Consider the following 20,883-nt stretch of genomic DNA (forward strand, 5'->3'; position numbering starts at 1 on the left):
ACCGCGTTACACGGGCATGGATGTCGGTCGGACTGGACCGACGGTGACCGCGGGAGGCCGTAGGAGATGGCACAGATGGACTGGAAACTCGAGCTCGTGATCGTGCCGGTGTCGGACGTGGATCGGGCGAAGAAGTTCTACACCGACCAGCTCGGGTTCACCGAGGACGTCGACCACCGGGCGGGCGACTCGTTCCGGGTCGTGCAGCTCACGCCGCCCGGGTCGGCGTGCTCGATCACCATCGGCACCGGGGTGACCTCGGCGACGCCGGGCACCTACCAGGGCACGCACCTGGTGGTGACCGACATCGAGGCGGCGCGGGCCGAGCTGGTCGAGCGCGGTGTCGAGGTCGGCGAGCCGTTCCACTTCGGCGCCCAGGGCAAGCAGGACGGTCTGCACCCGGAGCGCTCGGACTACAGCACCTTCCTGTCCTTCGAGGACCCCGACGGCAACGGCTGGACGGTCCAGGAGGTAGGGCACCGGCCGTGACAACACTGGAGGAGGCGGCGTTCGCGGGTGACGAGACCGCGTTCGCCGCCCTGGCCGGGCAGTACCGGCGTGAGCTCCACGTGCACTGCTACCGGATGCTCGGGTCGTACGACGAGGCCGAGGACGCGGTGCAGGACACGTTCCTGCGGGCCTGGCGTGCCCGCGACACGTACGACGGGCGCACGTACTTCCGGGCCTGGCTCTACAAGATCGCGACGAACATCTGCCTGGACGTCGTACGTCGGCCGGCCGCGCGAGACCTGGTGTGGCTACAGCCGTACCCGGACCGTTTGCTCGACGAGGTCGCTCCGTCCCACGATCAGCCTGACGTGGTGGCCGTGGACCGGGAGACGATCGAGCTGACGTTCCTGATCGCGCTCCAGGAGTTACCCGCTCGTCAGCGGGCCGCTCTGATCGCCCGCGACGTACTCGGCTGGTCAGCTGCGGAGACTGCCGGGCTGCTGGACACCAGCGTCGCCGCGGCGAACAGTGCACTCCAGCGGGCCCGGGTGACGATGCAGCAGCGGCTGCCGGCACGGCGTACCGACTGGAGTGTGCCGGAGCCGACAGCTCAGGAGCGAGAGGTGCTGGCGCGGTTCATCGACGCGCACCAGCGGTGTGACGCCGCCGCGGCGATCGCGATCGCGGCCGAGGACCTGCGGATCTCGATGCCGCCCGACCGGTTGTCGTTCGACGGCCTCACCGCGTGCCTGCCGCTGTTCGAACGCGGCCTCGGCCCCGACCGGGACGGCGAGTGGCGGCTGGTGCCGACGTCGGCGAACCGGTTGCCCGCCGCGGCGTCGTACCTGCTGCGGCCGGGGGACACCGTGTGGCGGGCGTTCAAGCTGGACGTGCTGTGGGTGGACGACGGGAAGATCACCGAGATCATGACCTTCGGCTACTCCCGCTTCCCCGCCTTCGGCCTCCCCGATCAGTTGACCCCCTAGCGGCCGCTACTGTGGGGAGCATGCTGGGACTACCTACGGGGATCCAGGCCTGTTTGTTCGACCTGGACGGTGTACTCACCGATACCGCTGCCGTCCACGCAGCCGCGTGGAAAGAGATGTTCGACGAGTTCCTCCGCGACTACGCGACACAGCACGGGATCGCCTTCCAGGCGTTCGACGCGCGCGCGGAGTACGACGCGTACGTCGACGGCAAGCCGCGGGCCAACGGTGTCCGGGACTTCCTGACCGCGCGCGGCATCACGCTGCCGGAGGGGACCGCCGACGACCCGCCGTCCGCGATGACCGTGAACGGCCTCGGCAACCGGAAGAACGAGGCAGTGCAGCGGCGGATCCGGACCGAGGGCGTGCACGTGTTCGAGGGCTCCCGGCGGTACCTGCAGGCCGCCGAGAAGGCCGGGCTCCGCCGGGCCGTCGTGTCCTCGAGCGCGAACACCCGCGAGGTCCTGGACGTCACCGGCCTCGCGCAGTACGTCGAGCAGATCGTCGACGGCGTGACGATCCGGACCGAAGGCCTGAAGGGAAAGCCGGCCCCGGACACGTTCCTCGCCGCGGCCAAGGGCTTCGGGCTCGAGCCGTCGCAGGCGGCGGTGTACGAAGACGCACTCGCCGGCGTGTCCGCCGGCCGGTCGGGCCGTTTCGGGCACGTGATCGGAGTGGACCGCGTCGGCCAGGCCGACGAGCTGAAGGCGCACGGCGCCGACGTGGTGGTCCGCGACCTCGCAGAACTCCTGTCGTCGAAGGTGGAGAACTGAATGATCGACCGAGGCCACCACCCGATCGAGCCGTGGCGGCTGCGGGAGACGCGGCTCGCCATGGACAAGCTGGCCCAGGCGGAGTCACTGTTCGCGCTGTCGAACGGCCACATCGGCCTGCGCGGCAACCTCGACGAGGGCGAGCCGTACGCGATTCCCGGCACCTACCTGAACTCGTTCTACGAGCAGCGTCCGCTGCCGTACGCCGAGGCCGGCTACGGGTACCCGGAGTCCGGGCAGACCCTGGTCGACGTCACCAACGGCAAGCTGATCCGGCTCCTGGTCGACGACTCGCCGTTCGACGTCCGTTACGGCTACCTGTCCAAACACGAGCGCTCGCTGGACTTCCGGACCGGCGTCCTCGAACGCGACGTGGACTGGACCTCACCCGGCGGCAAGCGGATCAAGGTCCGCAGCCGCCGCCTGGTGTCGCTCACCCAGCGCGCGGTGGCCGCGATCGAGTACGTCGTGGAGCCCGTCGACCAGCCCGCCCGCTTCGTGATCCAGTCCGAACTGGTCGCGAACGAGGCGCAGCCGAAACTGTCCGACGACCCGCGCGTGGCCGCCGTCCTGGACAACCCGTTGAAGCCGGTCAGCCACGACGGCGGCGAGCACGGGACCGTCCTGATCCACCGGACGACCCGCAGCCAGCAGTTGATGGCCGCGGCGATGTCGCACGAGGTGGACACCTCGGCCCGGTACGCGATGGACCAGGACGTCCGCGAGGACTGGGCGCGGACCACGGTGATCTGCCAGCTGCAGCCGGGCGAGAGCCTGCGCGTGGTGAAGTACCTGACCTACGGCTGGTCCAGCCTGCGGTCGGAGACCGCGATCCGGGACCAGGTCGCGGCCGCGCTCGCGAGCGCCCGGTTCTCCGGCTGGGACGGGCTGACCAAGCAGCAGGTCGAGTTCCTGGACGACTTCTGGGACGGCGCCGACGTAGAGGTGCAGGGACACCCGGAGCTGCAGCAGGCCGTGCGGTTCGCGCTCTTCCACGTCCTGCAGGCCGGTGCGCGCGCCGAGCGACGCGCGATCCCCTCGAAGGGCCTGACCGGCGCCGGGTACGACGGGCACACGTTCTGGGACACCGAGGGCTTCGTGCTGCCGGTACTGACCTACACGATGCCGGACGCGGCCGCCGACGCACTGCGCTGGCGACATTCGACGCTGCGGATGGCCAAGCAACGGGCCGAGGAGCTCGGGTTCAAGGGCGCATCGTTCCCGTGGCGGACGATCCGCGGCCAGGAGTGCTCTGGTTACTGGCCCGCGGGGACGGCGGCGTTCCACATCAACGCCGATATCGCCGAAGCCGTCATGCGGTACTACCGGGCCACCGGCGACGAGGACTTCCTCGACGAGGTCGGGCTGGAGCTGCTGGTGGAGACCGCCCGGTTGTGGATCTCGCTGGGTCACCACGATCGCTCGGGCCGCTGGCATCTGCCCGGCGTGACCGGCCCGGACGAGTACAGCGCAGTTGCCGACGACAACGTTTTCACCAACCTGATGGCGGCGCGCAACCTGCGGTCCGCGGCCGAGGTCGCGGCGAAGTTCCCGGCCAAGGCGCGCGAGTTCGGCGTCGACAGCGAGGAGGAGGCGGGCTGGCGGGACGCGGCGGCCGCCGTGTACGTGCCGTACGACGCGGATCTCGGCGTGCACCCGCAGTCCGAAGGTTTCACCGGGTACGCCGTGTGGGACTTCGAGGCCTACAAGGACAAGTACCCCCTGCTGCTGCACGCGCCGTACTTCCAGCTGTACCGGACCCAGGTGGTGAAACAGGCCGACCTGATGCTGGCGACGTACTGGTGCGGTGACGCCTTCACCGTCGAGGAGAAGGCGCGGAACTTCGACTACTACGAGCGGCTGACGGTGCGGGACTCATCGTTGTCGGCGTGCGTGCAGGCCGTGATGGCGGCCGAGGTCGGGCATCTGGATCTGGCCTACGACTACGCGTACGAGGCCGCGCTGATCGACATGCGCAACCTGCACCGCAACACCGGCGACGGGCTGCACATGGCGTCGCTCGGTGGTGCGTGGAGCGCGCTGGTGGCGGGGTTCGGCGGGTTGCGCGAACGGGACGGCAGCCTGTCGTTCGATCCGGCGCTGCCGATCGGCCTGGCCGGGCTGAGCTTCACGATCCGCTGGCGCGGCGTGCGGCTGAAGGTGGAGATCGATCCGGTCGCGGTGAAGTACTCGGTGCACGACGGGCCGGACGCGTCGATGACGATCCGGCACGCCGGCGAGGAGCTGACGGTCACCGCGAAGCAGCCGGTGGTCCGGACACTGGAGAAGCGCCGGCCGTTGCTGCCCCGGCCGCCACAGCCGCCGGGCCGCGAGCCACGGCCGGCGATGGCGATCAACGAGGACGGCTAGACCGACGCCCTACGGTCTTGTGGTCAGCGGGTGACGGTCTTCTTGTTGCGGGCAGCGAGCGACTCGGCGGTGCCGACAAGCAGCACCGACGAGATCACCGCGACGATGAAGCCGAGCACGTTGAGCTCGAAGATGCCGCCGGTGCCGAGGATGCTCGCGATGGTCCCGCCGATCACCGAGCCGGCCAGGCCGAGCAGCAGCGTGGCGAGCAGGCCGAGCTTCTGCTTGCCGGGGGTGAAGAGCCGGGCCAGCGCTCCGATGACGAGTCCGGCGATGATGAAGCCGATCATGGCTGATGTCCTCCGAGAGTCGAACGGTATGACACCAGTCTGCCGTCGCGTTCGGGCGCACGGCAGTGGAGTTCTCCCTGACCGGACCCGGAGCCGACCCTGGGTGCGGACCGTGGTCAGGACTGCGCGGTGATGCTGAACAGCCGGCTGTTGGCGAGCAGCCGGGGCGCGCGGCCGAGCCGTCCGATGACCGTGGCCTCGAGTCGCTCGATCGCATCGGCATCGCCGGCCAGCAAGGCCTTGTAGCCGGCCTGGCACAAGGACCGAGGGCTCAGGATCTCGACGTACAACTCGATGTCCGACATCTCCGGGTGGCTCGCGAGAACGATCAGGGTGCTCTTCGCGCAGCGCACGAGTGCCGGGCGGACCCTGTCCAAGCTGGTCCGGACGGCCAGTTGGTCGGCGAGCGCCTTCGTGACGAAGTACTCCGCGCTGGACTGCCGGTCCTGGAGGTACCGGACGGACGCAGTCTCTTCGACGCTGTCGGTGAGCGCGCAGACCGCCCACTGCGGCGGGATGGTGATCACCTGGGTCAGCGGCACGTATCGCGGTATGTCTGACATCTTCGCGCCGCTGTTGTTGACGGCGATCAACGCGGCCCGCGACGCCTGGTCCTGCGGGTTGGCGTACGGCGCGGCCACCAAGCGGCTGGTGAAGTTCACGTCCGGGATGACGACGACCGACAAGCTGCCGGTGTTCTTCAGGAGCAACGACGTACGGCTCGGATCGGTGCTGAGGGTCAGCTGGACGCCGCCGGTCTCCGACTCGGTCGGCAGTTCTTCGGTCGAGCGGGTGCAGTCGGTCGCGGGTCTGAGCGTCGTCGGTGAACGCGGTAGGACGATCGACGGGGTCGGCTGCACCGTGGGCGCCGGACTCGAACCTTCGGCGACCGAACAACCGGCGACAACCGCCGATGCCAGCAGAATTCCTGCACACGGTATGAGTACCCGACCACGTACCGCCACGATGACCCCCTGAAACTCCGAGCACCAGGTCCCCACCTGCTCGGTTACACCCAAATTCTCTCCCAGGATACTGTCCCCGCCATCCCCTAGCCTCGAATCGTGACCGTTCATCAACTGTCGAAGCGCGATGCGCGGCGGCTCGCCGTGCGCGCGCAACTGCTGACCAGCGAGCGGCCGGCGGACCTGTTCGAGGTCGTCCGCGGTCTGAACGTGCTGCAGCTCGACCAGACGGCGTACGTCGCCCCGAACGCCGATCTGGTGGCCTGGAGCCGGCTCGGTTCGTCGTACGACCCGGCCGAGCTGGCCGACGCGCTGGCCTCGCTGGAGCTGCTGGAGCTGCGCGGGTTCGTGCGCCTGCCGGAGACGCTGGCGCTGTTCCGGGCCGAGATGGCGGCATGGCCGAGCGACGGGGAGCCGCTCGATTGGCAGGAGTACCGGCGGGACTGGGTGCTGGCGAACGAGGGCTGCCGACTCGACATCCTCGAGCGGTTGCGGCAAGACGGTCCGCTGGTGATGCGGGAGCTTCCGGACACCTGCGTACGGCCGTGGAGGTCGAGCGGCTGGACCAACAACCGGAACGTGTCGCAGCTGCTGGAGTTCATGATGCAGCGCGGCGAGGTGGCGATCGCCGGCCGCGACGGCCGCGACCGCCTGTGGGACCTGGCGTCCCGGGTCTACCCCGACGATCCGCCGGTGCCGATCGCGAAGGCGGCCCGGATGCGGGACGAGCAGCGGCTGCGGTCCATGGGTCTGCTGCGGGCGAAGGGCCCGGCGTGCCCGGGTGAGCCGCTCGACGCCGGCGAGGCGGGGGAGCGGGCCGTCGTTGATGGCGTCCGCGGCGAATGGCGGATCGATCCGGAGCTGCTCGACCGGCCGTTCACCGGCCGGACGGCGATCGTGTCGCCGCTGGACCGCTTGGTGTACGACCGGAAACGGCTGGTGGAGATCTTCGACTTCGACTACCAGCTGGAGATGTACAAACCGGTCGCGAAGCGCAAGTGGGGGTACTTCGCGCTGCCGATCCTGCACAACGACCGACTGGTCGGGAAGCTCGACGCGATGTCGGACCGCAAGGCCGGCGTCTTCCGGGTCACCGCGATCCACGAGGACGAGCCGTTCTCCAAGACCCTCACAGCCGCCGTCCACCGCGAGATCCGCGACCTCGCCCGCTGGCTCCGGCTGGAACTAGGTCCTTTCTGGTAATCCAGAAAGGACCGGTGCCGACCTCTTGACCGATCAGGCTGTTTACGTAAACATCGCGGGGTGAAATCAACCGTCCGCAGTCTCCTCGCCGTTCTGCTGTGCTTCTTCGCGCTGTCCGCAGCGGTGCCCGGCGGCGCCGCCGCGGGGCCACCGCGCACGAACGACTTCCGCGGTGTCAACTGGGCCGACCCGCGCGACAACTACGCCAACGACGAGGTCGTCCCGTCCGGACTCAGTACGGCGGACGACTACGCGACGACGTACCGCAAGGCCGTCGGGATCGTGGGGGAGTTCCGCAAGGAACTGAAGGCGAACACGATCCGGCTCCCGATCAACCCGTCGAGTGTCGGCACCGACTGGTGGCGCTCCTACCGCGCGGCGATCGACGCGGCGACGGCCGGCGGTTTCAAGGTCATCCTCAGCTACTGGGAGGCCGACAACGCCAAGGACGGTCGGGTCGACGACCCGGCGGCGTACGCGGCGATGTGGGACACGGTGGTGCAGGCGTACCGGCGGAACCCGCACGTGTACTTCGAGCCGATGAACGAGCCGTTCGGGTACTCGCTGACCGAGTGGGTGTCACTGACGTCGTCGTGGATCGCGCGGCACAGCGATGTTCCGCGCGGGCGGATCGTGATCTCCGGGACGGGCTACAACGACAACGTGACCGGGGTCGGCGCCGCGCCGGAGCTGAACGGGACCTTGCTGTCGCTGCACTTCTACGGCTTCTGGGCCTCCGACACGAACGAGGCCGCCTGGCTGGCGAACCTGCGGCCGCGGATCGGTACGTACGGCTGGCGGACGATCATCGACGAGGCCGGCTCGCCGATGACGATCGGCCTGAACTACGGCAACCACGAGGGCAACGTCTACACGTCGTACCTGGCCGCGCTCACCCAGGTCGCTCGCGAGCAGCAGATGGGTATCGTCTACTGGCCGGGCCTCCGCACCGGCGACTCGTACTCGATGACGACACAGGTCGGCCCGGCCGATCTCCAGGTCAACAGCATCAGCGGACGCGACCAGCTGTGGTGGGGTTGGGGCCTGCTCAAGAGCGAGCCGACGAACGACGAGCCGCCTGCGCCGCCGGGTGAGCCGCTGCGCGGTGTCGCGAGCAACCGGTGCGTCGACGTACCGGGGTTCTCGACCAGCCCGGGTACGGCGCTCGACCTGTGGGACTGCAACAACGGCGGGAACCAGTCGTGGAACCTCACCGCCGCGAACCAGTTGACGGTCTACGCCGACAAGTGCATGACCGCGGGGGCCTCGGCCGTGACCATCGAGACGTGCACCGGCGGCGCCGACCAGGTCTGGCACCTCAACGCCGACCAGACCGTCACCTCGGCGGCCGGCTGTCTGACCGCCGCGGGAACGGAGAACGGCGCTGCGGTCGTAGTTGCCCCGTGCAACGGATCTGGCGACCAGAAGTGGACCCGCTCCTAGGCCGCCAACCCGACCGGGCTGAGGCCGGCCAACCGGTGTTTGCGTTCGATCGACTGTCCCCAGGTGGTGCCGGCCAGCATCAGGACTGCGCCGGCGACCGCCGGGACCGTCAGGCGTTCGTTGCCGAGGCTGATGCCGATGGCAACGGCCCAGATCGGCTCGGTGCCGAGTAGCAGGCTGGCCCTGCTGGCCGACGTCCGCTGGACCGCCCAGGTCTGGGCCAGGAACGCGAAAACGCTGCAGAACAAGGCGAGATAGACCATCTGCAACCAGGTGCCGACACCGGCGTGCGTCGGCAGGTGCGGTACGGCGGGTACCACGAACACCGCCGTACCGACGAGGGTTTGGACTGTCGTCAACTGCAGCGGGCGCGCACCGACGGCGAGCCGGCCGACGAGCGTGACGTGACCCGCGCGGACCACGGCAGCGGCGAGCATCAGCAGGTCGCCGGTGCCGGGGGAGCGGAGGCCGTCGGCGGAGATCAGCAGTCCGACGGCGATCATGCAGATCCCGGCCGCGAGATAGAAGCGTGGCGGTAGACCGCGTCCGTCGAGCAGCGGCGTGAGGACCAGCGTGAGGCTGATGATCAGTCCGGCGTTCGCGGCGCTGGTGTGCGTCACGCCGTACGTCTCGAGCACCAGGACCGACGCCTGCGTGAGGCCGAGGATCAGCCCGGCCTTCAGTTCCTTCCGGGTGATGCCGCGAACCAGCGGGACCAGCGCGAGCGCGGAGATGCCGTAGCGCAGGAACAGCACGGTCAGCACCGGCGCGCTGCTGGTCGCGGTCTTGGCGGCGAGATAGCTCGAACCCCAGACGACGGCGACCAGGAGCAGGACGAGATCGGTACGGCGGGATCCGGGCACGGGTCCAACGGTGAAGGCTTGTGACGTTGAAGCCAAGTACCAATGTCTTCAGCAACGCTGTAGGGCAGCTAAAGTATCTGGATGGACGAACGGCAGTTGCGGGTGCTCCGGGAAGTCGGTGAGCTGGGAAGCGTCACCGCGGCCGCGGAGGCGCTGCTCGTGACACCGTCCGCGATCTCACAGCAGCTGCGGTTGCTGCAGCGGTCGATGCCGGTGCCGTTGACCGAGCGCGACGGCCGACGGGTCGTCCTGACCGCCGCCGGCCGCGCGTTGGCCGGGGCCGCCGCGGACGTGGAGTCGGCGCTGGCGCGGGCCCGGCAGGTGGTGGACGAGTTCGCCGAGCAGCCGGATGCTGTGGTGTCAGTCGCCGCGTTCCACAGTGCGGCCGCGGCGTTCTTCCCTGCGCTGTTGCGGGCGGCGGACGGGCCGCGGGTCAGCCTGCACGACGAGGACGTACCGCAGGACGAGTTCCCGCCGTTGACCCGGGAGTACGACGTGGTGCTGGCGCATCGGCTGGATCATGCCGCTGCCTGGCCGCGGACCGTTGCGGTCACGCCGCTGCTGCAGGAGCCGCTGGACGTCGCCGTACCTGTCGATCATCAGTTGGCGTCGAAGCGCTCGCTGTCGCCGCGAGACGTGGCGGATGAGCCCTGGATCACGGTGCACGACGGGTTTCCGTTGATGGCGACGATCGAGGCGATCGGTGCGGCGGCCAACCGGCGGCTCGAGCTGGTCCATCGCGTGAACGAGTTCACCGTGGTCGCCGAGCTGGTGGCCGCCGGCGCCGGGTTGGCGCTGATCCCGCGGTGGACAGCCCGCTCGCATCCGGGTGTCGTGCTGCTTCCGATGCGAGGCGTGCACGCGCGGCGGCACATCGACGCGCTGCACCGGCCGGAGCGGACGGCTCGGCGTGCGGTGCGGACGACACTCGCCAACCTTCAGGCCGCGGCGGCGACGGTGCGCAGGCCGAGCGCTTGATAGCCTCGCGGCAGTTCGCTGTCACCCCGCCCGGGGCAGTGGTTCGGGTCCGGAGAGGGAGACATGACAGGAACTGTGCGTTGCGTCCTTGCCGCGGTCGGGGTGCTGGGAGTCATCGGTGTGCTCGCGGGCCCGGTGGCAGCGGCCCAGAAGCGTCCTCCCGGCGTACCGCCGGGTGAGGTCGCGATCCCCGTGGCGGGAAAGACGGACGTGGCGACGAGCAACGGACCGCTGCGTGTGCTGGCGCCGCACGGGCCGTTCGGAAGTGCGCGGGCGGTGATTGTGATGGTGTCGCAGGGCCCACGAACCACCGTTCGGCTGAAGGTGACCGGGGTTGGGCGTACGGCGGCCGGCCGCACGTTCGGCGCGCATCTGCACACCGGCCCGTGCGTGGCAGGCGACGGCGCCGCCGCCGGGCCGCACTACAACACCGACGTGATCAACGGCCACAAGCCGGTACGGGTCGACCACGAGCGCGAGATCTGGCTCGACTTCACCGTTGGTCCGAGCGGCGCGGCGACGGCGTCAACCGCCGTACGGTTCGTGCCGCGACCGGGCGACCGCGCCGTCGTCGTTCACGAGCACGCGACCGACCACCACGGCACCGCCGGCGCCCGCCTCGCCTGCCTCCCGCTGAGCTGGGACTAGGCCGAGCCGCCATTGCTCTTCAGGAGTTGGGCGTTGATCCACTGACCCTGGGGTGAGCAGAGGAAGCCGACGAGGTCGCCGGTGTCCTGCGGCGTGCCCAGGCGGCCGAGTGGGGTTTGCTGAAGGCAGGCATCGCGGATCTCGTCGGCCATCCAGCCGGTGTCGATCGGCCCGGGGTTGGGCCCCAGCGCATGCGATCGTCGTACGGCGTCCAGTAGCTGAAGGCGATGTCCCACCCGGACGCGGCCAGCCGCCGGGCGATACCGGCACCGATGCCAACGGTGCGCCCGACCCCGGTCAGGAGCACGACTGGGCGAACTGCCGGTTGGGCCGCTGCCTGGGCCGCTGTCTGAGCTGCAGTCTGGGCCGCTGTCTGGGTCATGCGAGCGATCCTGCTGGAACGCCCGCCGACCGGCAACCAGATTGTCCGACGTCCACCAGGGTGGGGAGCGGGGTGGGTGAGGGGGTGGGGTCACGAGGGGGAACGAAAGGGACGAGGGGACGGGGGGACGGGGGCGTGTGGGCGTGGGGGATCGGCCGGCGGGCGGTTGCCTGTCGGGTGTGCGGGGTGCCTTGGACCGGAGCTTCGGGCGCAGGGGGCAGGCTGATTGGCGCAGGGGTGGTGGGTCGGGGTCGGACCAGGTGGGGCGGGTCACGGTGGGGTGGCCGTTGGTGAGGGTGATGGTGAGTCGGCCTTGGTGGACGTTGATGTGGTCGCGTTTGCAGAGGAGGGCGAGGTTGTCGAGGGAGGTGGGGCCGCCGTCGGTCCAGTGGGTGATGTGGTGGGCTTCGCAGATGGCGGGTGGTGCGCCGCAGGCGATGCAGCCTTTGTCGCGGGTGTTGAGGGCTTGGCGGATGGCGCGGGTGACGAAGCGGTGTTCGGTGCCGACGTCGAGGGGTTGGGAGTTGGAGCCGAGGACCAGGGGGATGATGCCGGCGTCGCAGGCGAGTCGTCGGACGGCTGCGGCGGAGAGGGTGTCGCCGTGCACCAGTTCTCCCCGGCCCAGTTCTCCCCGGCCCAGCTCGCCCCGGCCCAGCTCGCCCCGGCCGAGCTCCGCCCGGCCTGGGTCGCCTTGGCCTGGGTCGTCTTGGCCTGGGTCGTCGGGGTTGTGGGTGTTGGTGGCGGTTTTGAGGTCTTCGAGGTCGATGGTGACGGTGATGTGGGGTTTGATGTCGCCGTGGCCGGGCACGGCGGTGCCGGTGCCGGCGGCGGTGGTGAGGATCGCGGTGAGGGCGTCGGCTTGGCGTTTGCTGCGGGGACGTGGGTCGCGCTCGCCGTCGGGGGTTTTGTGGGGTTTGGCGCCGGCGAAGATCAGGGTCTGGAGGAGTTCGGCGTTTTCGTCGGCGAGGTAGCCGCCGAAGGTGACGCCGCGGTCGGCGGGTTTGATCCACAGTGCCTCGCGAGACGATACGTCCTCGTCGTCGGCGCGGGGTTCGGGGCCGTCGGTGTCGAGCCGCTCGCGTATCTCTTTGCCGAGCTTGCGCAGGTCACCCGGCGGGAGCAGACCGGCCGCCTCGACCATGGCTTCTTCGGCGACGCGTAGGTCCTCCGCAGATGCACCGGCCGAGGTCGGCACTTTCTCGAGCGCGGAGACGATCGCGTCGGCCTGTCCCAGGTTCAGGTGGGTCTTGTCTGCAGAGTTGGCCGGGTTGGCTAGGTGGCCGGTGTCCAGGGCCGCGGTCACGGTGGGGTATTTGTGCAGGGCGCGGGCCAGGCGGAGGTCTCGGCGTACGTCGGCGGGATCCAGCCGGTAGCGGACCGAGAGTAGTTGCACGGTGTCGCGGGCGCCGAGTTCTTGGGCGTAGCCGTCGGTGTCGAGGCTAGCCGTCAGGTGCAGGCAGCGGATCTGGAGGCGGGCGATCTCGGCGTGTGTCGCGTCGAGGGCAGACAGCTTCTCGCTGCTGCTCATCGACCACACGGGTCGCTCGTCCAGGATCGCCATACCCAAGACCCTAGACACACCCACCGACAGTTTTCGAGCCAGAAAGCCCTTATCTGCAAGGGATCCCGCAATTGGCAACTTCCTGTCAACTTATCCACAGGAAGCACAGATGCCCGGGGTAGCCCTGCTAGCTGTCCGCGTGCACGATGTGGGCGTCTGGGCCTGGGAAGAAGAGTGACTCGGTGTCGGTGTCGGTCCAGTGCACGAGGTACGGCGGGGCGCCGTTCGGGTCGTGTACTTCGACGATCTGTCCTTCGCGCCGGTGTGCCGACAGGTGGCTACTCTCCACCACGACGTGGTCTCCTGCTGCAGCTTTCACCACACCCACCTCCTTCACACCCAGCTTGGTCCACTCCTCAGTGGATGTCGATGGCGAGCCGGGCGGCGAGTCCCGCGAAGATCGCCGCGGTGACCCGCTCGAGCCGCCGGCGGAGCCTGCTCCCGGCGCGGAAGAACTTCTCGGTCAGCGTGCCGGCCAGCAGCGCCGCACTCGCATCCACCGGGAAGCCGACCAGGATGAACACCGCGCCGAGGACGAGGAACTGGAGCGTCACCGGCCAGCTGCCGCTCCCGGTCGTGATGAACTGCGGAACGAACGCCAGGTAGAACAGGATCACCTTCGGATTCGCCAGGTTGGTGAGCGTCGCCATCACGTACGTCCGCCGCAGTGTCCGCCGGGGCAGTACCGGTGCGTCCTCGGGTGCCCCGAACTCCTCCCGGCTCGCACGCCAGGTCAGATAGGCCAGATAGAGCAGGAACGCCGCCCCCGCGATCCGTACGCCGTTCAGAACCTGCGGCGCCGCCTGGATCAACGCCCCCAGCCCGAGCGCCGCCGCGACGCTGTGCACCGCCAGCCCCGTCGACATCCCAGCCGCCGCGACGACCCCAGTACGTCGCCCACCGGCCGCGGCGTTCGCGACGATGAACAGCATGTCCGGTCCCGGCACGATGCTGACCAGGAAGACCGCCACCAGGAACCCGAGCACCACCGATACGTCCATACGTTCCATCCTGACCCACAGGTGCCGCCGGGTCGCCCGGGATTTCGGTCCGTGGTCAGTTCGGGAGGGTGACGGTGGCTGTGGTGCCGCCGGTGGGGGAGGAGGTCAGGGTGATGGTTCCGTTGTGCGCGCGGGTGATTTCGCGGGCGATCGACAGGCCCAGGCCGGAGCCGCCGCTGGTGCGGGAGCGGCTGGTGTCCAGGCGGACGAAGCGTTCGAAGACGCGTTGCCGATCCTGTTCGGGGATCCCGTCGCCGTCGTCGGACACCGTGATGATCGCGGACCCGTTCTGCTCGGCCGTGGTCAGGTGGACGGTGCCGTGCGCGGCGCGGGCGGCATTGTCGACGAGGTTCCGCAGTACCTGGCTCAACCGGGCCGGATCGCCGACGACCCGGACCGGATGCACGTCGCCGGTCACGGTCAGGTCGGGCGCCGAACTCCGCAGCCGCTGGATCTCGGCTGCGACCAGGTCGTCGAGGTCCACGTCGACCTGCCGCATCCGGATCCCGGTGTCGTCGGCCTTCGCGAGCAGGAGGAGATCCTCGACCAGTTGCCGCATCCGGTCGGTCTCGGTCTCCATCACCTGACGCAGCTCGTGCCACGCCTGACCGGTGGTGTCGGCCTCGATGACCTCCAACGCCGCCGTCAGCGTCGCCAGTGGCGACCGCAACTCGTGGCTGGCGTCCGCCACGAACGCGCGCTGGGTCGCCTGGCCGGTCTCCAGCCGGTCGAGCATCTCGTTCATCGTGACCGCGAGCCGCGCGATCTCGTCCCGGGTCTGCGGCACCGGAACCCGCTCGGTCAGGTCCCGGGTGCCGATGCGCTGCACCCGGCCGCGGATCCGTTCCACCGGCCGCAGTGCCTGCCCGACCATCAGCCACCCGGCAACGCCGACGACGATCAGCAACGCCGGGAACCCGATCGCCAGGTACTTCGCCACGGTGACGACCGTCTGCCGCTGGGTCTCCACCGACGACGCGACCACCACGGTGTACGTGCGGCCGTCGTACGCCGCTCCCTGCGCGACGATCAGGAACGAGTGGTCGTCGTCGATCAGCGGCATCTCACCGACCTGGGACCGCAGCAGCGCGTCGGCCGGCGGCCGCAGGTCGGTCAGCGGGGTGGTGTCGACCCGCGTCGACGAGGCTGCGACGACCCGGCCGGACGGGTCCAGAACCTGGATCAGCTGACCTGGACGCGTCGTCTCGCCGAGGTCGGTCGCGAGTCCCGCCGTACCCTTCGCGCTGACCTGCCGGGCGATGTCGCCGACGCGACCGTCAGCGGCATCGGAGACCTCGGTGATCAGCGCGCGCTGCAGGAGCAGCAGCAGCGCAGCCGCGCCGAGCATCATCGCTACGGCGACCACGATCACCGCGGCCGCGGTCGAACGGCTCCGCACACTGGCCTGCCGCAGACCGCCGGCGGTCCGGTACCACCCGTCCTTGCGACGTCGCACCACCGTGCTCACGCACCCTAGTGTCGCTCAGCCGCCTTCGGGGTTCATGCGGTAGCCCATGCCCCGGATGGTCTCGATGGCGTGACGCGCGAACGGGGTGTCGATCTTCTTGCGCAGGTAGCGCACGTACACCTCGACGACGTTCGGATCGCCGTCGAACGCCGGATCCCAGACCCCGGCCAGGATCTCGGTCTTGCTGACGGTGTCCCCGCGGTGCCGCATCAGGAACTCCAGGAGCCCGTACTCGCGGGGCGTGAGGGTGATCTCGCGCCCGTTGCGCTCCACCCGGCGCCGGGCCACGTCGAGCGTCAGGTCGCCGGCCGTCAGCACCACCGGACGCTCCGGGCCGCCGCGCCGGATCAGCGCCCGCAACCGGGCGACCAGGACCAGGAAGCTGAACGGTTTGGTCAGGTAGTCGTCGGCGCCGAGGTCGAACGCGTCGGTCTGGTCGTACTCGCCGTCCTTCGCGGTCAGCATCAGCACCGGCGTCCAGATCCCGCGCGCCCGGAGCAGCTCGAGCACGCGGTACCCGTTGAGCTTCGGCAGCATGATGTCCAGCACGATCACGTCGTAGTTGTGCTCGGTCGCTGCCCACACCGCGTTCTCGCCGTCGTGCACCAGCTCCACCACGAAACCGGCGTCCGTCAGCCCACGGTGCACCGTGTCGGCCAGCCGCAGTTCGTCCTCGACCATCAGCACTCGCATGTTCACAGTGTCACCGCAGACCGCTGAGAGTCCGCTGAGAGGGCCACAACTTGACGCCGTGAAGTCGCCGTACCTACGGTTGTCGAAGCGCTTCGATAACCCGCCCGCCCAGAGAGGCTCCGCGATGAAGTTCACCGATGGGTACTGGCAGTTGCGGGCAGGGCTCACGCGGTTGCGGCCGGCCGAGGTCGAGAGTGTGCGGGCGGGGGACCGGGACCTGACGGTGTTCGCGCCGGTCCGGCGGATCGAGCGGCGCGGTGACACGCTCAACCAGCCGATGTTCACGGTGACGTTCAGCTCGCCCGCCCGCGGCGTGATCGGTGTCCGGATCGCGCACCATCTCGGGGGCTTGCCCGCGCGCCCGTCGTACCGGCTGAACACCGACGACGAGCATCCGGTGAAGGTCGAGGTCGGCGCGACCGAGGCGCGGCTGACGTCCGGTGAGCTGAGCGTGGTGATCGCGCTCGAAGGACCGTGGGACGTGCGCTTCGAGCAGGATGGGACGCCGCTGACGAACTCGGGCGAGCGCAGCGTCGGCCTGATCACCGATGCCGACGGCAAGCGGTACGTCCATGAACAGCTGGCGCTCGGGGTCGGCGAGACGATCTACGGGCTCGGCGAGCGCTTCGGCGCGTTCGTGAAGAACGGGCAGGTGGTCGACAGCTGGAACGCCGACGGTGGTACGTCGAGCGAGCAGGCGTACAAGAACGTCCCCTTCTACCTGAGCAGCAAGGGGTACGGCGTCCTTGTCGACAGCCCTGCCCGCGTGTCGTTCGAGGTCGGCTCGGAGGTCACGTCCCGCAACCAGTTCAGCGTCGAAGGCGAAGAGCTCGCGTACTACGTCTTCGCCGGCCCGACGCCGAAAGACGTGCTGCGCCGCTACACCGCCCTCACCGGACGACCCGCCCGCGTCCCGGCGTGGTCGATGGGGTTGTGGTTGTCGACGTCGTTCACCACGGACTACACCGAGGAGACCACGAGCGCGTTCGTCGACGGGATGGCGGCGCGGGACCTGCCGCTGAGCGTCTTCCACTTCGACTGCTTCTGGATGCGTCAGTTCAACTGGTGCGACTTCATCTGGGACCCCGTGGCGTTCCCGGACCCGGCCGGGATGGTCCGCCGCCTCAAGGAGCGCGGTCTGCGGGTCAGCCTGTGGATCAACCCGTACATCGCGCAGCGCTCGGTGCTGTTCGAGGAGGGCCGCCGGCTCGGGTACCTGCTGAAGCGCCCGGACGGCTCGGTCTGGCAATGGGACATGTGGCAGGCGGGGATGGCGATCGTCGACTTCACCAACCCGGACGCGACGGCCTGGTTCCGCTCGAAGCTGCAGGCCCTGATCGGCATCGGCGTCGACTGCTTCAAGACCGACTTCGGCGAACGCATCCCGACCGATGTCGCCTGGTACGACGGTTCCGATCCGGAGCGGATGCACAACTACTACGCGCAGCTCTACAACGCCGCTGTCTTCGGGCTGTTGGAGGAGAACCGGGGCGCCGGTGAGGCGGTGTTGTTCGCCCGCTCCGCGACGGCCGGTGGTCAGCAGTTCCCCGTGCACTGGGGCGGCGACTGCGAGTCGACGTTCGAGGCGATGGCGGAATCACTGCGCGGCGGGTTGTCGCTGGCCTCGTCGGGATTCGGCTACTGGAGTCACGACATCGGCGGGTTCGAGGGCACGCCGGACCCCGCGATCTTCAAGCGGTGGGTCGCGTTCGGGCTCCTCTCGTCGCACTCCCGGCTGCACGGCTCGTCGTCGTACCGGGTGCCGTGGGCGTTCGACGAGGAAGCGGTCGACGTACTGCGGAAGTTCACCAAGCTGAAGCTGTCGCTGATGCCGTATCTGGTCGCGACTGCCGAAGAAGCCCATCGTGACGGCGTGCCGATGATGCGCCCGATGGTCCTGGAGTTCCCGGACGACCCCGCGGTCGCCTACCTGGACCGCCAGTACATGCTCGGCCCGGACCTCCTCGTCGCCCCGGTGATGAGCTTCGACGGCACGGTCTCCTTCTACTTGCCGCGCGGGCGGTGGACGTCGTTGCTGACCGGTGAGGTGGCGACCGGTCCGGCGTGGATCCAGCAGACGCACGGCTTCGACAGTTTGCCGTTGTACGTCCGCGAGGGCGCGGAGATCCAGCTGGCCGACCCGGTCGCCGTCGAGCGCTCACTGCGCGACGAAACGTGAGCTACGAGGTTGCGCCCGTGTAGCGCCGTACACCTAGCTGCCACAGGAGCAGGGTCGCGGCCGTGAAGACACCTCCGAGCAGGATCGCCGTGAGCAGGACGCCGGGGCCAGGTCCTCGGGTGAGGCTCTGGGCAGGCCAGGTCGTGATGGCTGCGACCGGGAACGCGAACGTCAGGAGTCGTCGGAGCCACCGTCCGTAGATGTCGACCGGGTAGCGTCCGGTCTGCCAGGCGGCGCCGTGCAGTACGCCGAGGCTGAGCCGCGGTGCCCAGAACGCCAGCGCGGCGAGGCCGACCGACGTGGCCCAGCCGATCAGCAGCCCGATCAGGGTGAGCAACGCCCATCCGGTCACGGCGGCAGGCGATGGAACCCGGCCCAGTTCGCGCAGTCCGACGATGATCACGCCGACGCCGAGCAGACTCTGCACGAGGGCGAGCGGCGCGTGCCGGGTACAGGTCGCGAGTACGACGCTGTTCGCCGGCCGGAGCAGGTACGCGTCGAGGCGGCCGTCGCGGATCTGCTGGGCGAAGTCCGCGAGGCTCGGGTCCAGGAACGCCGCCCGGAGACCGGTGATGAGCGCGTAGGTGCCGGTGAAGGCGAGCATCTGTCCGGCGGTCCAACCGGCGAGCAGACCTGTCTGCGTGAAGACGAGGCCGATCGTGGCGACCGACGCGGTCAGGTCGACGAAGGCCAGGACCGCATCGAAGAACAGGTTCGTCCGGTAGGCCAAGGCACGTCGCAGCGACAGCGAGAACGCCGTACCGAACAACCGGGCGACTCTCATCACGCCCCCACGGTGCTGTAGCGGCGGATGCCGAGACGCCAGGCGCCGACGGCACAGCCGGCCAGAACCACTGTCCACAGCACCGCCACCGTGTACCCCGCCGCCGCGTCCGCGGATGACAGGGAGCCGGTCGCCAGCTCGGCCGGAAAACCGAGCATGGATCGAAACGGAAGGACCTGGGCGATCGTCCGCAGCGGATCGGGGAGGAGTGCGTTCGGCGCGGCGGAACCGCCGAGCAGGAAGACCAAGACGGTGCCGAAGGCAACCACCGCGTGAACTCGCTCGGTCCAGAACGCCGCCATCGCCAGCGACCACACGAACAAGAAGTGCAGGACGGCCGCGAGCACGAGTGCCGGTACGGCGGCCAGTACCGCAAGGGGTGTGAAGTTCACGCCGGTCGCGAACCCGACCACGGCGAGCAGAGGGATCCCGAGAACGAACATCCAGAGGCGGATCGCCAGGTTCTCGCCCAAGGGCCCGATCACGGCGGGCTGCGGTCGCAGGAGCGCCGCAGCGATGCCACCGTTGTAGATCGCCTGCGCGAAGGTGTGGTTCTCGAACGACGCGGTCAGCAGGGCCACACCGATGACGGCGAGGTAGTAACTGCCGATCTGAGGACCCGCGCCAGGGACCTGCCGCCAGACGAAGAGCCCGAGCAGCGGGGCGACGGCCTGTCCGAGCACCAAGGTGACGATGAACCACCAGGCACCCGACCACCCGATGACCTGGCGCCAGATCTCCAGCCGGACGAGTCGCAGGATGCGGTTCACGACGCGATGTCCTTCGTCCGCCGCAGGCTGCGGTAGGCCTGGTCCATCACGTTCTCGAGCGACGGTTCCTCGACCGACAGGTCCGCGACCGCGAATCGGTCCAGCAGCCGGGCGGTCGTGGCAGGTACGACGTCGCGGGTGACCCGCAACAGCCACTGGTTGCCGTCGCGCCGCAGAACCTCGCCGTACGGCGACAGGTCCGGATCGTCGTCGATCACGGTCACCCGGATCAGCTTGGTCGGGGCGAACAGTGCGCCGAGTTCGTCGCGACGCCCGTCGAACGCGATCGCTCCGTCGTCCACGAGGATCAGTCGCGGACACAGCGATTCGACGTCGGCCATCGTGTGACTCGTCAGCAGCACGGTCGCACCGGTCCGGGCGGAGTACTCGGCGACGAAGGTTCTGATGGTCTTCGCCGCCGAGACGTCGAGCCCGATGGTGGGCTCATCGAGGAAGAGCACCCTCGGGCGGTAGACCAGCGCGAGCGCGAGGCCCGCCCTCATGCGCTCGCCGAGGCTCAGCGCGGACCTGTCGCTGCAGGATGCCGTCCAGGTCCAGCAGCTCGCTGAGCTCGGCCAGGTTGCGTCTGAAGTCGCCGTCGGAGATGTCGTAGAGGACCTGCTGGTAGTGGAACGAGTCCAGCACGGTGAGCTCGGGTGCGTCGCCGATCGGCTGACTTCCCCGGATCAGGGCGATCTCGCGGAGGTACTGGTTGTGCCGTCGCCACGGGACTTGGCCCAGCACCCGGACCCGTCCACTGGTCGGGTGCAGGATCCCGGCGAGGACCTTCAGCGTGGTCGTCTTGCCGGCCCCGTTCCGGCCGAGGAACCCCACGACCTGTCCGGCCGGGATCCCGAAGCTGAGGGCACGGACCGCTTCGACGTCGCGATACTGCCGCCGGACCAGCGCGCGGGCGGCCGCGACGAGGCCGCCGTCGCGGACCGGGACGCGGTACGTCATCGACAGTTCTTCCACTTCCACGGCGTCCATGCTTAAAGTTTATCGTTGAAGTTGAGTTTGACTGTTTGCCGCGGATCTGCTTGGAGTGCACGTGGAGAAACCCTCAAATGGTGCGT

At 69.2% G+C, this 20,883-nt stretch carries 20 protein-coding genes and 1 pseudogene; 9 read left to right on the forward strand and 12 right to left on the reverse strand.

Annotation, left to right across the window (positions count from 1 at the left end; all coding sequences use genetic code 11):
• Positions 1-75 precede the first annotated feature (75 nt).
• Genes E0H50_RS29250 through E0H50_RS29265 form a run of 4 tightly spaced genes read left to right on the forward strand, consistent with a single transcriptional unit; the run spans position 76 to position 4,579 of the window.
• Positions 76-489 (forward strand): glyoxalase superfamily protein, encoded by a 414-nt coding sequence (locus E0H50_RS29250; protein ID WP_131293759.1) that lies wholly within the window; start codon positions 76-78, stop codon positions 487-489.
• Entirely contained in the window at positions 486-1,436 is a 951-nt protein-coding gene (locus E0H50_RS29255) for a sigma-70 family RNA polymerase sigma factor (protein ID WP_131293760.1), read from the forward strand. The genes E0H50_RS29250 and E0H50_RS29255 overlap by 4 nt, the downstream gene beginning before the upstream one ends.
• A 20-nt stretch (positions 1,437-1,456) precedes the next feature.
• Positions 1,457-2,209, forward strand: a complete 753-nt coding sequence (locus E0H50_RS29260; protein WP_131293761.1) for a beta-phosphoglucomutase family hydrolase — start codon at positions 1,457-1,459, stop codon at positions 2,207-2,209.
• Positions 2,210-4,579, forward strand: coding sequence for a glycoside hydrolase family 65 protein (locus E0H50_RS29265; RefSeq protein ID WP_131293762.1), 2,370 nt, complete (start codon positions 2,210-2,212; stop codon positions 4,577-4,579).
• A 23-nt stretch (positions 4,580-4,602) separates the two neighbouring features.
• Here the strand turns inward: E0H50_RS29265 and E0H50_RS29270 are convergent, their stop codons facing one another.
• The gene (locus E0H50_RS29270) at positions 4,603-4,869 is read right to left on the reverse strand and encodes a GlsB/YeaQ/YmgE family stress response membrane protein (RefSeq protein WP_131293763.1); all 267 of its coding nucleotides are present in this window, start codon (positions 4,867-4,869) and stop codon (positions 4,603-4,605) included.
• Between the two features lie 116 nt (positions 4,870-4,985).
• Positions 4,986-5,729: a hypothetical protein gene (locus E0H50_RS29275; protein ID WP_131293764.1), complete on the reverse strand. Its 744-nt coding sequence runs from the start codon at positions 5,727-5,729 to the stop codon at positions 4,986-4,988.
• Positions 5,730-5,933: 204 nt separating this feature from the next.
• Here E0H50_RS29275 and E0H50_RS29280 point away from each other — a divergent pair, with 204 nt between their 5' ends.
• Positions 5,934-7,037 (forward strand): DNA glycosylase AlkZ-like family protein, encoded by a 1,104-nt coding sequence (locus E0H50_RS29280; RefSeq protein WP_131293765.1) that lies wholly within the window; start codon positions 5,934-5,936, stop codon positions 7,035-7,037.
• Between the two features lie 60 nt (positions 7,038-7,097).
• Entirely contained in the window at positions 7,098-8,480 is a 1,383-nt protein-coding gene (locus E0H50_RS29285; protein ID WP_131293766.1) for a ricin-type beta-trefoil lectin domain protein, read from the forward strand.
• On the opposite strand, the gene E0H50_RS29290 is transcribed toward E0H50_RS29285, so the two are convergent.
• Entirely contained in the window at positions 8,477-9,343 is an 867-nt protein-coding gene (locus E0H50_RS29290; RefSeq protein ID WP_131293767.1) for a DMT family transporter, read from the reverse strand. The genes E0H50_RS29285 and E0H50_RS29290 overlap by 4 nt on opposite strands.
• An 81-nt stretch (positions 9,344-9,424) precedes the next feature.
• Between E0H50_RS29290 and E0H50_RS29295 the strand changes: the two genes are divergently transcribed.
• Both E0H50_RS29295 and E0H50_RS29300 read left to right on the forward strand, forming a co-directional pair.
• Positions 9,425-10,321, forward strand: coding sequence for a LysR family transcriptional regulator (locus tag E0H50_RS29295; RefSeq protein WP_131293768.1), 897 nt, complete (start codon positions 9,425-9,427; stop codon positions 10,319-10,321).
• A 63-nt stretch (positions 10,322-10,384) separates the two neighbouring features.
• Entirely contained in the window at positions 10,385-10,969 is a 585-nt protein-coding gene (locus E0H50_RS29300) for a superoxide dismutase family protein (RefSeq protein WP_131293769.1), read from the forward strand.
• Here the strand turns inward: E0H50_RS29300 and E0H50_RS43970 are convergent.
• The 5 genes from E0H50_RS43970 to E0H50_RS29330 form a co-directional block, all read right to left on the reverse strand.
• A complete protein-coding gene (locus E0H50_RS43970) occupies positions 10,966-12,912 on the reverse strand; it encodes an HNH endonuclease signature motif containing protein (protein ID WP_238151340.1) in 1,947 nt (648 codons plus the stop codon). The genes E0H50_RS29300 and E0H50_RS43970 overlap by 4 nt on opposite strands.
• A 127-nt stretch (positions 12,913-13,039) precedes the next feature.
• Entirely contained in the window at positions 13,040-13,234 is a 195-nt protein-coding gene (locus E0H50_RS29315; RefSeq protein WP_238151341.1) for a DUF1918 domain-containing protein, read from the reverse strand.
• A 34-nt stretch (positions 13,235-13,268) separates the two neighbouring features.
• Complete coding sequence (locus E0H50_RS29320; RefSeq protein WP_131293770.1) at positions 13,269-13,913, reverse strand: LysE family translocator; 645 nt, start codon at positions 13,911-13,913, stop codon at positions 13,269-13,271.
• Positions 13,914-13,968: 55 nt separating this feature from the next.
• Positions 13,969-15,264 (reverse strand): sensor histidine kinase, encoded by a 1,296-nt coding sequence (locus E0H50_RS29325; protein ID WP_420323264.1) that lies wholly within the window; start codon positions 15,262-15,264, stop codon positions 13,969-13,971.
• Positions 15,265-15,396: 132 nt separating this feature from the next.
• The gene (locus tag E0H50_RS29330) at positions 15,397-16,074 is read right to left on the reverse strand and encodes a response regulator transcription factor (protein WP_131293772.1); all 678 of its coding nucleotides are present in this window, start codon (positions 16,072-16,074) and stop codon (positions 15,397-15,399) included.
• A gap of 124 nt (positions 16,075-16,198) precedes the next feature.
• Between E0H50_RS29330 and yicI the strand changes: the two genes are divergently transcribed.
• Complete coding sequence (gene yicI / locus E0H50_RS29335; RefSeq protein ID WP_131293773.1) at positions 16,199-18,253, forward strand: alpha-xylosidase; 2,055 nt, start codon at positions 16,199-16,201, stop codon at positions 18,251-18,253.
• 1 nt (position 18,254) lies between these two features.
• Here yicI and E0H50_RS29340 read toward each other — a convergent pair whose 3' ends face one another.
• The 4 genes and pseudogenes from E0H50_RS29340 to E0H50_RS43980 form a co-directional block, all read right to left on the reverse strand.
• On the reverse strand, positions 18,255-19,037 hold the full coding sequence (locus E0H50_RS29340; protein WP_238151385.1) for an ABC transporter permease: 783 nt from the start codon (positions 19,035-19,037) through the stop codon (positions 18,255-18,257).
• Positions 19,037-19,807 carry an ABC-2 family transporter protein gene (locus E0H50_RS29345; RefSeq protein ID WP_165547336.1) on the reverse strand — a complete coding sequence of 257 codons (771 nt, stop codon included), beginning with the start codon at positions 19,805-19,807 and terminating at the stop codon, positions 19,037-19,039. The genes E0H50_RS29340 and E0H50_RS29345 overlap by 1 nt, the downstream gene beginning before the upstream one ends.
• The gene (locus tag E0H50_RS43975; protein ID WP_238151342.1) at positions 19,804-20,268 is read right to left on the reverse strand and encodes a hypothetical protein; all 465 of its coding nucleotides are present in this window, start codon (positions 20,266-20,268) and stop codon (positions 19,804-19,806) included. The genes E0H50_RS29345 and E0H50_RS43975 overlap by 4 nt, the downstream gene beginning before the upstream one ends.
• Positions 20,269-20,304: 36 nt before the next feature.
• Positions 20,305-20,797, reverse strand: a pseudogene (locus tag E0H50_RS43980) (ATP-binding cassette domain-containing protein); the annotation flags it as partial.
• Positions 20,798-20,883 lie beyond the last annotated feature (86 nt).

It is taken from the genome of Kribbella sindirgiensis (assembly GCF_004331435.1).
Lineage (GTDB): Bacteria > Actinomycetota > Actinomycetes > Propionibacteriales > Kribbellaceae > Kribbella > Kribbella sindirgiensis.

Excerpts from the sequence above, each read along its gene's own strand:
- E0H50_RS29250 (WP_131293759.1), top strand. The coding sequence starts at position 76 with ATGGACTGGAAACTCGAGCTCGTGATCGTGCCGGTGTCGGACGTGGAT.
- E0H50_RS29260 (WP_131293761.1), top strand. The coding sequence starts at position 1,457 with ATGCTGGGACTACCTACGGGGATCCAGGCCTGTTTGTTCGACCTGGAC.
- E0H50_RS29265 (WP_131293762.1), top strand. The coding sequence starts at position 2,210 with ATGATCGACCGAGGCCACCACCCGATCGAGCCGTGGCGGCTGCGGGAG.
- E0H50_RS29270 (WP_131293763.1), bottom strand. The coding sequence starts at position 4,869 with ATGATCGGCTTCATCATCGCCGGACTCGTCATCGGAGCGCTGGCCCGG.
- E0H50_RS29295 (WP_131293768.1), top strand. The coding sequence starts at position 9,425 with ATGGACGAACGGCAGTTGCGGGTGCTCCGGGAAGTCGGTGAGCTGGGA.
- E0H50_RS29300 (WP_131293769.1), top strand. The coding sequence starts at position 10,385 with ATGACAGGAACTGTGCGTTGCGTCCTTGCCGCGGTCGGGGTGCTGGGA.
- E0H50_RS43970 (WP_238151340.1), bottom strand. The coding sequence starts at position 12,912 with ATGGCGATCCTGGACGAGCGACCCGTGTGGTCGATGAGCAGCAGCGAG.
- E0H50_RS29320 (WP_131293770.1), bottom strand. The coding sequence starts at position 13,913 with ATGGACGTATCGGTGGTGCTCGGGTTCCTGGTGGCGGTCTTCCTGGTC.
- E0H50_RS29325 (WP_420323264.1), bottom strand. The coding sequence starts at position 15,264 with ATGATGCTCGGCGCGGCTGCGCTGCTGCTGCTCCTGCAGCGCGCGCTG.
- E0H50_RS29330 (WP_131293772.1), bottom strand. The coding sequence starts at position 16,074 with ATGCGAGTGCTGATGGTCGAGGACGAACTGCGGCTGGCCGACACGGTG.
- yicI (WP_131293773.1), top strand. The coding sequence starts at position 16,199 with ATGAAGTTCACCGATGGGTACTGGCAGTTGCGGGCAGGGCTCACGCGG.
- E0H50_RS29340 (WP_238151385.1), bottom strand. The coding sequence starts at position 19,037 with ATGAGAGTCGCCCGGTTGTTCGGTACGGCGTTCTCGCTGTCGCTGCGA.